The sequence below is a fragment of the uncultured Nevskia sp. genome, from assembly GCF_903885465.1.
GTDB lineage: Bacteria > Pseudomonadota > Gammaproteobacteria > Nevskiales > Nevskiaceae > Nevskia.
The window spans coordinates 1-11,199 of the sequence record NZ_CAISIQ010000559.1 but is presented as its reverse complement, the minus strand read 5'-3'; the positions used below and the strand labels follow the sequence as shown (position 1 = coordinate 11,199).

9 protein-coding genes and 1 pseudogene are annotated in these 11,199 nt (G+C 67.0%); 5 read left to right on the top strand and 5 right to left on the bottom strand.

The features are described from left to right. The 4 genes and pseudogenes from QZY06_RS21700 to QZY06_RS21685 form a co-directional block, all read right to left on the bottom strand. A pseudogene (locus QZY06_RS21700) lies at positions 1-317 on the bottom strand (acetyl-CoA carboxylase biotin carboxyl carrier protein); the annotation flags it as partial. 18 nt (positions 318-335) lie between these two features. Beyond that, positions 336-782: a type II 3-dehydroquinate dehydratase gene (gene aroQ, locus QZY06_RS21695; protein WP_295688249.1), complete on the bottom strand. Its 447-nt coding sequence runs from the start codon at positions 780-782 to the stop codon at positions 336-338. 169 nt (positions 783-951) lie between these two features. Beyond that, complete coding sequence (locus QZY06_RS21690; protein ID WP_295688246.1) at positions 952-1,533, bottom strand: TlpA disulfide reductase family protein; 582 nt, start codon at positions 1,531-1,533, stop codon at positions 952-954. Between the two features lie 20 nt (positions 1,534-1,553). Next, complete coding sequence (locus QZY06_RS21685) at positions 1,554-2,015, bottom strand: protein-disulfide reductase DsbD N-terminal domain-containing protein (RefSeq protein WP_295688243.1); 462 nt, start codon at positions 2,013-2,015, stop codon at positions 1,554-1,556. A gap of 245 nt (positions 2,016-2,260) precedes the next feature. Between QZY06_RS21685 and putA the strand changes: the two genes are divergently transcribed. The 4 genes from putA to QZY06_RS21665 are packed head-to-tail and all read left to right on the top strand — an operon-like array spanning position 2,261 to position 8,680. Beyond that, a complete protein-coding gene (putA, locus tag QZY06_RS21680; protein WP_295688239.1) occupies positions 2,261-5,443 on the top strand; it encodes a bifunctional proline dehydrogenase/L-glutamate gamma-semialdehyde dehydrogenase PutA in 3,183 nt (1,060 codons plus the stop codon). Between the two features lie 7 nt (positions 5,444-5,450). Next, positions 5,451-7,229 carry a hypothetical protein gene (locus tag QZY06_RS21675; RefSeq protein ID WP_295688237.1) on the top strand — a complete coding sequence of 593 codons (1,779 nt, stop codon included), beginning with the start codon at positions 5,451-5,453 and terminating at the stop codon, positions 7,227-7,229. Positions 7,230-7,236: 7 nt separating this feature from the next. Further along, positions 7,237-8,040, top strand: coding sequence for a fused MFS/spermidine synthase (locus QZY06_RS21670; protein ID WP_295688236.1), 804 nt, complete (start codon positions 7,237-7,239; stop codon positions 8,038-8,040). A gap of 31 nt (positions 8,041-8,071) precedes the next feature. Beyond that, entirely contained in the window at positions 8,072-8,680 is a 609-nt protein-coding gene (locus tag QZY06_RS21665) for a glutathione S-transferase (protein ID WP_295688233.1), read from the top strand. A 4-nt stretch (positions 8,681-8,684) separates the two neighbouring features. Here the strand turns inward: QZY06_RS21665 and QZY06_RS21660 are convergent, their stop codons facing one another. Then, positions 8,685-10,097: an adenylate/guanylate cyclase domain-containing protein gene (locus QZY06_RS21660; RefSeq protein WP_295688231.1), complete on the bottom strand. Its 1,413-nt coding sequence runs from the start codon at positions 10,095-10,097 to the stop codon at positions 8,685-8,687. A gap of 172 nt (positions 10,098-10,269) precedes the next feature. On the opposite strand from QZY06_RS21660, the gene QZY06_RS21655 reads away from it, so the two are divergent. Further along, positions 10,270-11,199, top strand: a 930-nt coding sequence (locus tag QZY06_RS21655) for an MATE family efflux transporter (RefSeq protein ID WP_295688228.1), incomplete at its 3' end; no start/stop codon positions are given.

The following is an 11,199-nucleotide window of genomic DNA, read 5'->3' as shown; positions in this document are numbered from 1 at the left end:
GGCGACGGCGTGCGGTAGAAGGTGCCGACCATTGGCGCCTTGACCACATGGCGATTCTCGGAAACCTTCACGGCCGGTGCGGCCGGGGCTTCGGCGGCAGCCGAGGCCGGAGCGATCGGCGCGGCCGCCACGCCCGAGGAAGCGCTCGGCGCCGGCATCGCCATCTGCGGCGGTGCGTAGTACTGCGGCATCTGCTGCATGCCGCCGGTCGGATAACGCGAGATGCGAACCGATTCCTCACCCTCCTTGACTTCGAGCTCGGCAATGCCCGATTCCTCGACGAGGTCGATCAGCGTCTTGATCTTGCGCAAATCCATGGTGTTCTTGCTCCCCATTCAGTGGTGTGATGCCAGCCGCGCGTGGACGGCTTGCAGGGCGAGGTCGTAACCGATGGGCCCCAGGCCCACGATCACCCCCGCCGCGATGTCGGAAAAATACGAGTGTTGCCGGAACGCTTCGCGGGCGTGCACGTTCGACAGGTGCACTTCGACGAAAGGAATTGCCACCCCGAGCAACGCGTCGCGCAAGGCGATCGAGGTGTGGGTGAAAGCGCCGAGGTTGGCAATGATGAACGCGACACCTTCGGCTTTCGCCGCATGGATGCGGTCGATCAGCAGGCCTTCCTGGTTGCGCTGGAAACAGGCCAGCTCGTGGCCGAGTTCAGCGGCGCGGCGAGTCAGGTTGGATTCGATGTCTGCCAGGCTCGCTGCCCCATAGATCGCCGGCTCGCGGGTACCGAGCAGGTTCAGATTGGGACCGTTCAGGAGCAGCAGTCGACTCACGCACGAGGCTCGTCAACAACAAGAGCCGCGATTCTGCACGAAGCCTGAGTTCCAGACAAACAAGAAGACAAACAGCCGGCAGAAATGCGCGACGATGGCAGCCGATCAGTCGACGTTGGGGGCAGATCGGCGAAAACGACTGTTCCGAAAGGCCTAGTTCGAACCGTTCTCAGTGAGGCAGGTACTTCTCGATCAGGCCGGCCAGTTCGACTTCCGAATACTCGCCAAGCTGGCGCTCGATGATCCGGCCATCCGGGGCGATGACCACGGAAAACGGCAGGCCACCCTGATCATTGCCGAGCGTCGACATCAGCTCGAGCATGTCTTCCGGCGTACCCACGGCGACCGGGTAATTGAATTTCAAACCGGGTGCCGCGCGACGGGCTTCTTCGACATCGTCCACCGCCGGGCCGATCAGCTGAAAGCCTTTGGCGCCATAGCGTTCCTGCATCTTCACCAGGATCGGAATCTCGTTCAGGCAGGGGGCACACCAGGTCGCCCAGAAGTTGACGATCATCAACTTGCCCTTGTAGTCGTCGAGCGAATACTTGTGGCCGTCGAGGTCGCTGAGGGCGATGCCGGCCGGCAGGCTTTCGCTGGGCGCGGCAGCGGTGGTGCCGGGCTTTTGAGTCGAAGGCGTCTCGCCATGCGCATGCTCTTCGCCGCCGTGTTGCAGCTGGCTCAGGCCATAGCCGCCGGCTGCAGCCAGCAGGCAGGCGCCGATGACCAGGACGGTACTCAGTTTCGACATGAAATTCTCTGCGGGCTCATTCAGGAAGCGGGGCTGACATCGACGACGCGGGTCACCGGCGGATAGCAGACGCCTGCCTCGGCGCAGCCTTGCCAGCGCAGCCGCAGCTGGGTCGGCACCGGCGCGCCGGCTTTCAGCGGCAGGCGCAGTTCGACGGCAGTCTTGTAGATTTCGACATCGCCGAAATGCTCGTCGTGCTCGGCGATGCCTTTCGGCAACACCGGCTTGCCGAGGCTGATACCGGCCTCGACCGCTTCGACGGCAATCCGTTGCCGATACAGGTAATAGCCCGGCTCGATCATCCAGTTGACCAGGATCGCGTCCTTGTCACGGATCACCGACACCAACCTGAACGCGGCGTCCGCCGACAGCAGCGCATCGGCGCTGCCAGCCTGCGGCTTGCGGCTGAATTCGATCGCCGCCGCCGGCAGCACGATGGCGCAGGCGAGCAGCAGCGAAACGAGTCGGACGTGCAACGTCATGGCGTCAGGATTGGGGTTCAACGAGTTCTGGTCAGGACAAGCCGTGCTGTGCTTGGGTCAAAACCTTGCGGTCAGCCCAAACGGCCAGGCCGGCAAGCCCTGGACGATGTTGACCACCACGATTCGTGGAAGTTCGTCATCTCGGGCCCGGAGCATAATTGTCAGTACCCGCCCCGTGCCAGCCTGCACGCGCATCGACTCGGCTCGCCGCCGACGGTGCCCAGCCTCAGTCTCTGATCCCTGCCATGAACGCGCCCGAAACGCTGCCCGCTTTCATCTTCGACAGCCCGCCACCGGCCCGCAGCCCGCTGCGCGCGGCGATCGCCGAGCTGTACCTCGCCGACGAAACCGCCATCGTCAATCGCCTGCTGGCGATTGCCGAACTGCCGGCCGAACGCACCGCGCAGGTGGCAGTCACCGCGGCCGACTGGGTGCGCCGCGTGCGCAAGCTGAAAGCCACCCAGAGCGCACTCGACTGCTTCATGCGCGAGTACGACCTGTCGTCCGACGAAGGCGTGCTGCTGATGTGCCTCGCCGAAGCGCTGCTGCGCATTCCCGATGACGAGACGGCCGAGAAGCTGATCGCCGACAAACTTGCCGATGCCGACTGGGAAACCCATCTCGGCCACAGCGAATCGTTGTTCGTCAACGCCAGTACCTGGGGCCTGATGCTGACCGGCCGCATCGTCCGCGCGCCGGCCGATACCGCTGGCTCGTTCAAGGCGGCGTGGTCGCGGCTGGTCAATCGCTCCACCGAGCCGGTGGTGCGCCTCGCCATCCGCTCGGCGATGCGGATGATGGGCAGCCAGTTCGTCATGGGTCGCAACATCCACGAAGCGCTGGAAGCCGCGCAGACCAAGGAGCAGCGTCCGTACCGCCATTCCTACGACATGCTCGGCGAAGCGGCGCTGACCGCGGCCGATGCCGATCGCTATCTGGCCTCGTATCTCGATGCGATCACCGCGATCGGCCATGCCGCGCGCAGCATCCACGGCGGCGTCGAGGCACGGCCCGGCATCTCGGTGAAGCTGTCGGCACTGCATCCGCGCTACGAGCACGCCAAGCGCAGCCGGGTGCTCGCCGAGTTGACGCCGCGCCTGCTGCTGCTGGCGCAATCGGCGCGCGCGTCCGGCATCAGCCTGTGTGTCGATGCCGAGGAAGCCGATCGTCTGTCCCTGTCGCTGGACTTGTTCGAACGCGTCTATCGCGATGCCTCGCTGATCCATTGGGACGGCCTGGGCCTGGCCGTGCAGGGTTTCCAGAAGCGGGCGATCGCCGTCATCGAATGGCTGGAAAGCTTGAGTCGCGAAGTCGGCCGGCGGATTCCGGTGCGGCTGGTCAAGGGCGCGTATTGGGATACCGAAGTGAAGCGCGCCCAGGAAGCCGGGCTCGCCGGTTACCCTGTGTTCACCCGCAAGGCCAATACCGATGTTGCCTATCTGGCCTGCGCACGGCGCCTGCTGGCGGCGCGCGATGTCTTCTATCCGCAGCTCGCTACCCACAACGCGCATACCGTCGCGGCGATGAAGGCCTATGCCGGTGAATCGGCGATCGGCGGCATGACCGGCTTCGAGTTCCAGCGCCTGCACGGCATGGGTGAAGCGCTGTACGACGTGGTCCGCGAAGACTGCGCGGTACCCTGCCGCGTCTATTCGCCGGTCGGCAGCCATGCCGATCTGCTGCCCTATCTGGTTCGCCGCTTGCTCGAAAATGGCGCCAACACCTCGTTCGTCAATCGCATCTTCGACGAGAACATCGCCGCCGAGCAGCTGGTTGCCGATCCGGTGGCCATGGTTCGCGCGCTGGCCGTGAAGCCGAATCCGGGCCTGCCGCTGCCGGCCGAGTTGTACGGCGCGGCGCGGCGCAATTCCGCCGGCCTGAACCTCGCTGACGAAACCTGCGCCTGCGCACTGGCTCGCGATCTGCAGAGCGCCGAGCCGCTGACTCGCGTCGCTTCGCTGTGCTACGACGGCTCGGCCACCACCGGGGCGCCGCAAACCTTGCGCAAGCCGGCCGATCGCCGGGTCGCACTCGGTGAATGGCTGGCCTTCGATCCCGCCGCTGCGGCGGATGTCGTTGCCGCAGCCGTCGGCTCGGCCGAGCGCTGGAATGCGATTCCGGTCGAAAGCCGTGCGGCGATCCTCGATCGCGCCGCCGATCGTCTCGAAGCCGCGAGGCCGCTGTTCCTGCGCCTGCTGATCGAGGAAGCCGGCAAGACCTTGAGCGATGCCCAGGCCGAGGTCCGTGAAGCGGCCGACTTCCTGCGCTACTACGCCGCCGCTGCGCGTCGCCTGCTGGCGCACCCGGAAACGCTGGCCGGCCCGACCGGCGAGCACAACGAACTGCAGCTGCACGGTCGTGGCGTGTTCGTCTGCATCAGCCCCTGGAATTTCCCGCTGGCGATCTTCACCGGGCAGATCGCGGCGGCGCTGGTCGCCGGCAACCCGGTGATCGCCAAGCCGGCCGAACAGACGCCGATGATCGCCACTGCGATGGCGCAGCTGCTGCGCGAGGCCGGCGTGCCGAGCTACGTGTTCCAGTGCGTGCTCGGCGATGGTGCCGTCGGTGCCGCGCTGATCGCCGCCGCCGGTGTTGCCGGCGTTGCCTTCACGGGCTCCAGCGAAGTTGCGCGGCTGATCAATCGTCAGCTGGCGATGCGCGATGGCCCGATCGCGACGCTGGTCGCCGAGACTGGCGGCCAGAACGTGATGATTGCCGACTCTTCTTCGCTACCCGAGCAGGTGGTCAAGGACGCACTCGCCTCTGCATTCGGTTCGGCCGGCCAGCGCTGCTCGGCCCTGCGGGTGCTGTACCTGCAGGACGACATCGCCGACAAGACCATCGAGATGTTGAAGGGCGCGATGCAGGAATTGACGATCGGCGATCCGGCACTTCTGGCGACCGACATCGGCCCGGTGATCGATGAAGCCGCGCGCAGCAAGCTCGAAGCCCATGCCGTCGCGATCAGCCAGAGCGGCAAGCTGATCGAGCGCCTGAGCCTGCCGGAGAGCTGCGCACACGGCAGCTTCTTCGCACCGCTGGCGGTCGAGATCAGCGGCATCGAGGCGCTGAGCGAAGAGCACTTCGGGCCGATCCTGCACGTGGCGCGGTTCTCGTCACGACGGCTCGATGCCGTGGTCGATGCGATCAACGCCTCCGGCTACGGCCTGACCCTGGGCATCCACAGCCGCATCGAAAGCACCTGGCGGCGCGTGCAGTCGCGGGCCAAGGTCGGCAACGTCTACATCAACCGCAGCATGACCGGCGCGGTGGTCGGCGTGCAGCCCTTCGGGGGCGAAGGTTTGTCCGGTACCGGCCCGAAAGCCGGCGGCCCGCATTACCTGCTGCGCTTCGTCACCGAGCGGACGCTGACCATCAACACGGCGGCCGTCGGCGGCAACGCGCGGCTGCTGTCGCAGAGTGGCTAGCTTGCGAATGAGTCCGAAGGCCAGCGGCGACGTGCCGGGCGGAAATCCCTCGCTGATGGCGCGGCTGCCGGTGCGCATCCTGCTTACCTTGCTGGTGCTGCTGGCGATGCCGACCCTGGTGATGCCGGACCTGTTCACTACGCTGTCGCTGGGGATCGAGCGCGATGCGCAGCGGGGTTACCTGGTCACCAAGGTCACCGAACTGCCGCTGCCGCCGCCGCTCCAGGTCGGTGACGTGATCGACCTGCCGGCGATGACCCTGGAGGCGCGAGCGGCCCTGGTCGGCGCCAACAATCTGCCGCTGGGTCTGCAGTTCGAGGTTGCCGTGCGGCGTGATGGTCAGCCGCTGACTGCAACGGTGCAGGCGGTGCCGGACCGCACTCACTTCGGCGCCGTCGCCGCCCGCTCGGCCTTGCCGATTTCAGTCGCGCTGCTGGCGCTGTTTCTGCTGACGCTCTGGCGCGGCCGCGATTGGGCCGCCTGGGGGCTGTGTCTGTTCGCGTTCGGCATCTTCATGCAGAACCTGCTGCAGAACTCGCCGCTGCCGGTGATGCTCGGCCTCGGCGCCAGCGTCCTCGGGCGGATCGTCAACTTCGTGGTGACCTTGCCGGGGCTTTATTTCGCGGCAGAAGCGCTGGCCGGTGCCGGGCTATCGGTACGGCTCCGACGCGGCCTGCGCATCGCTTTCATCGTGCCGATCGTGCTGGCTCTGGTCGTCAGCCTGACGCGCATCAGCCTGGTGGTTTTCCTCGGCATCGCGCCGCTGGTGCTGATGTCCGACTGGAACATCCTGCTCAGTCTGTTGCCGGTGGCGCTGCCGCTAATCGTGCTGGCGGCGGGTTATCGGCGCAGCGAACCGGCGCTACGCCTGCGCATCCGCTGGGTGTTCTGGAGTCTCGGCCTGCTGTTCCTGGCCATCGTGCTGCAAAGCGGCCGGCCCGAGCACCGCATCTGGATGCTGCTGCTGAACTCGGCCCTGCTGACCTTCAGCATCGCGGCCCTGCTCTATGGCGTGCTGCGTCATCGGCTGGTCGATGTCTCGTTCGTCGTCGACCGCACCCTGGTTTACGGTTTGACCACCGGTCTGGTGGTCGGCGTGTTTGCGCTGCTGGAGCAGCTGATCGAGCGGCTGGCGATCGGCGCCGATACCGGCGTGCTGCTGCAGGCCGGCGTGACCCTGGTAGTGGCGGTGCTGCTGAACCGCGTGCATCGCCGAGTCGAGGATCTGGTTGATCGCCTGCTGTTCCGCGATCAGCACCGCAGCACCGAACTGCTGCGCGAGTTCGGCCAGCAGTGCTCGGCGGTCGAGAGCAGCGAGCGTCTGCTGCCGCTGGCGGTGGAGCGGATCGTCGCGGCGATCGGCGATGCCGGTGTGGCGATCTACGAGCGAGGCGAGCAGGCCTATGTGCAGATCGCTGCTGGCGGCAGTGCAAGCCTGCCGGCGACGGTGGATGTCGACGATGCCGTGTTTCTCGCACTGCGCAGCAATCGGCAGCCGGTGCCGCTCAGCACCGGCACCAGCAGCAGCGCGCTGGGGCTGGACGGCTGGGCGTTTCCGACGAGCCTGCATGGCGAGATTTCCGGCGCGCTGGTCTGCCTGCCGCCGCCGGGCGCGCAGTTCGCACCGGATCAACGTGCGGCGCTGGCGCATCTGGCGCACGAACTGGGCATCGCCCGCTATCTGTTGCGGGCTCGCGCCTATGCCGGCTTCGTCGCTGCGGTTGCCGCGGATGAAGTCGATGCGCCCGGCCAGCGCGCGCGGCTGCTGCTCGATCGTCAGGCCTGAGTCGTCGATGCCGGAAACCACTCCGTCCGCGGCCGTATCCGGCGAGCCCTCGGTCGTCGATGACGGCATCTATCGCCGTCTGTATTTCGGCCCGGACTACATCCAGAGCGAGATGAGCGTCGACGATCCGATCGCGCTGCAGCTCGCCTATACGCGGCGGATGATGGCGGCGTTGCTGTTTCTGCCACGGCCCAAGCACATCGTCATCGCCGGCCTCGGCGGTGGTTCGCTGACCAAGTTCTGCCACCACCATCTGCCGCGCACGCGGATTACCACCCTGGAGATCGATGCCCGAGTGATCGCGCTGGCCGGCGAGTTCCAGGTGCCGGCCGACGAGGCGCGCTCGCGCATCGTTCACGCCGAAGCCTGCGAATGGTTTGCGAACACCGACGAGCGCTTCGATCTGGTGCTGCTCGACGGCTATACCGAAACCGGCATCGCCAGCGGCTTCGGCAGCCCCGAGTTCTACGCCAACATCCGCGCGCGGCTACGGCCGGATGGCCTGCTGATCGCCAACATCCTGGTCACCACCGAAGCGCTGCGCCGCTACAAGCGAGTGATCGCCGAAGCCTTCGATGAACGGATGATCGTCCAGCGCGTGGTGCCTGACGGCAACACGGTGATCTTCGCCTTCCAGGCACTGGCGACGCCGCCGGACTGGGTTGCGCTCGGCCGCGAAGCGAAGAAGCTGGAGGCACGTCTGGGGCTGGATTTCCCGGCCTATGCGCGAGCGATGCGCCGCGCCTACGAACGCACGCCAGCCGAGGCCGAAGCGCTGGCGGCACGCGATGAACCGCTGAATCTGCTGTGAATCCCAATCCCGAGAAGCCTCAATAACGCCCATGAAATTGCTCTACTCAGCTGCCTCGCCCTACGCCCGCAAGGTGCGCGTGCTGGCCCATGAACTGGGCCTGAGCGATGAGATCGAAGTGATCACCGCTGCGGTCTCGCCGATCGAAACCAACGCCGGCGTTGCCGCGCGCAATCCACTCGCCAAGGTGCCGACGCTGAACCTGGCCGATGGCACAGCGCTGTACGACAGCCGGGTGATCTGTGATTACCTGATGAGTCTCAAGCCGGCCTTGCCGATGCAGCCCGCAGCCGGCACCGAGCGCTGGGCCGTGCAGTGCCGCCATGCATTGGCCGACGGCATGCTCGATGCCGCGCTGCTGGCTCGTTACGAGGAAGCGCTGCGCCCGGCGGAACTGCGCTGGCCGGCCTGGCAGGCGGGGCAGGAGGACAAGATCCTGCGCGGCGTCGCCCAGCTGGAAAGCGAAACCGCTGCGTTCGGCGAGGAGCCGCGCATCGACACCATCGCGGTCGCCTGCGCGCTCGGTTATCTCGATCTGCGTTTCGGCCGGTTGGCCTGGCGCGCGCAGGCGCCGAAGCTCGCGGCGTTCTACGAAGGCTTCGCGGAACGGCCGTCGATGCAGACGACCAGGCCGGGCTGAAGACTCAGCGCAGCCGCGAGCGCAGCCGTTCGCGCAGGCCGGGCGCTTCGGTTTCTTCGCCGGTCTCGGGTTCATCGACGGCGTACAGCGGCCACTTGCTCGGCACGCCCTTCAGGGTGTGCACGCCGCGCTCGCTGAATTCGAAACGGCCGCCGATCAGCACGTCGCGCACGGTGCGTGACACCAGCACTTCGCCGGCTTCGGCATAGCCGAGCACGCGGGCGCCGATATGCACCGCCATGCCGCCGATGCGGCCTTCCTCGCGCAGTTCGATCTCGCCGATGTGCAGACCGGTGCGGATCTCGATCTTCAGCGCGTCCATCGCCGGATGCAGCGCGCGGGCGCAGTCGATCGCCTTGCCGGGCGTGCCGAAGGTCGCCAGCGTGCCGTCGCCGGCGGCATCGACCAGCCGGCCGCCGTAACTGCTGATCGCGTCGCGGACGATGCGATCGTGCTGGTCGAGCTTTTCCCGCCAGGCCGCATCACCGAGCTTGGCGAGCTGCTTGGTCGAATCGACGATGTCGGTGAACAGCAAGGTCGCCAGCACCCGCTCGGGCACCTGCAGCGGCTTCTGGCCGGTGACGAATTCCTCGATCGCCGCAACGATCTCGTCGGTACCTTCCCAGATCATGTCGGCGTCGCGGCCGGGAATCTCGAGGTAGCGCCCGCCGGGTGCGTGCTCGGCGATGTAGCGGCTCTGCGCGGCCGGGAAGATCGCCAGATCGCGGCGGCCCAGCGACAGCAGCGGCACGGTGATCGTCGGCAGCACGTGGCGGGCATCGAGGCTCGCGGAAATCTGCAGGTTCTCGACCACCGCGCGCGGGCTGGCCATCGCCCGGTGCAGCTTGGTGTACCACTTCAGCGCGGCCGGATTGTCGGCCTGACTGGGATCGAAGGTCGCCGCGAATTCGGTGCGGCCCCAGCCCTGGGCGACCATCTCGATCAACGCATCGCCGACCGCCTGTGGATGGCCTTCGGGATAATCCGGGCGCTGCGCGAAGCAGGCGCTGGTGAACACGAAGATCAGGCCCGAAACCCGCGCCGGATAGCGCGCGTAGAACTCCAGCAGCAGCGGGCCGGCATCGATGGTGCCGAGCAGCACCGCCTGTTCCGAACCGGCGGCGTCGAGCACGGCGAGCAGATCCTCGATCCAGTGATCGACCATCGTGCCGCCATCGAGCGGTCGCGGATCGGACAGGCCGCAGCCGCGCCGATCGAAGCGGATCAGCCGCGAAAAGCCGGCGACCCGGCGCATCCAGCGCGCCGAGGTCGGCTCTTCCCAGAAGATGTCGAGATGGCTCCAGACGCCGGTGGTCAGCACCAGATCGCGCGCGCTGACGCCCGGCGGTGGGCCGAGCAACTGATAGGCAACGCGGTCATCGCCGCGCGGGGCGAACTGAGTGTCGGGCTGGTCCAAGACGGAAGTGGCTGGCGATGGGCGCGGACATGATGCACGGCGGCCGTGACGCTGTCCCGAAGGCGGCGCAAGTCGGGCCGGATGGAAGCGCCGAGCGGTCGGGCGCACACTGTGCGGCTTCGCGCCGTGCCCTGCAGGGCGGCGCCAGTCACAGATTTACGGATTCCTGACGATGTTGTCTCTCTTCTCGCCGGCGTTTCGCGCCGAAGCCACCGCCAACCTGCGCCTCGCGCTGCCGCTGATTGCCGCCCAGATCGCCGCTGTCGGCATGGGCACGGTCGATACCATCTATGCCGGCCGGCTTGGTCCGCAGCCACTGGCGGCGGTGGCCGTGGCAGTCAACGTCTACAACCTGTTCCTGATCTTTTTCATGGGCCTGATGATGGCCTGCGCGCCGATCGCCGCGCAGCTGTACGGCGCGCAGCGGCCGCAGGCCGAACTCGGCGCTTTCCTGCGCCGTTCGCGGCGCTTCGCGCTGATCGTCGGGGTGATCTGGACGGGGCTCTTGAACCTGGTCGGCCCGCCGATGCTGAAGGCGCTCGGCTTGTCGGCAGCGACCACCGCGGATGCGATCGAATTCCTGCGCTGGTATTCCGGCGTCGGCCTGATGACAGCGATCTGGTTCGCGCTGCGTTTCGGTGCCGAAGGCCTGGGTCAGGTCAGGCCGATCGTCATCGCGGCGCTGATCGGCCCGGCGGCCAATGCGCTGTTCGGCTGGCTGCTGCTGTTTGGTCCGTTCGGGCTGCCGACCTTCGGCATCAAGGGCCTGGGCCTGGCCTCGACGCTGGCGACCGCCTTGATGGCCGCCGTGCTCGCCTGGCAGTACCGCCGGGTGCCGGCGCTGCGGGCGACCTGGGTTGCCGATGCTGCGACCGGACAGCTGGCGGCGGGCGAGGGCGCGCGCGACATCCTCAAGCTCGGCCTGCCGATCGCCGCGATCATCACCGCCGAAGGTGGCCTGTTCGTGCTCACCGCGCTGCTGATGGCGCGCTTCGGCGAAGGCACCGTCGCGGCTTACCAGATCGCGATCAATTTCTCGTCGCTGGTGTTCATGATTCCGCTCGGCGTGGCGATGGCGACCACGGTGCGCGTCGGCCATGCC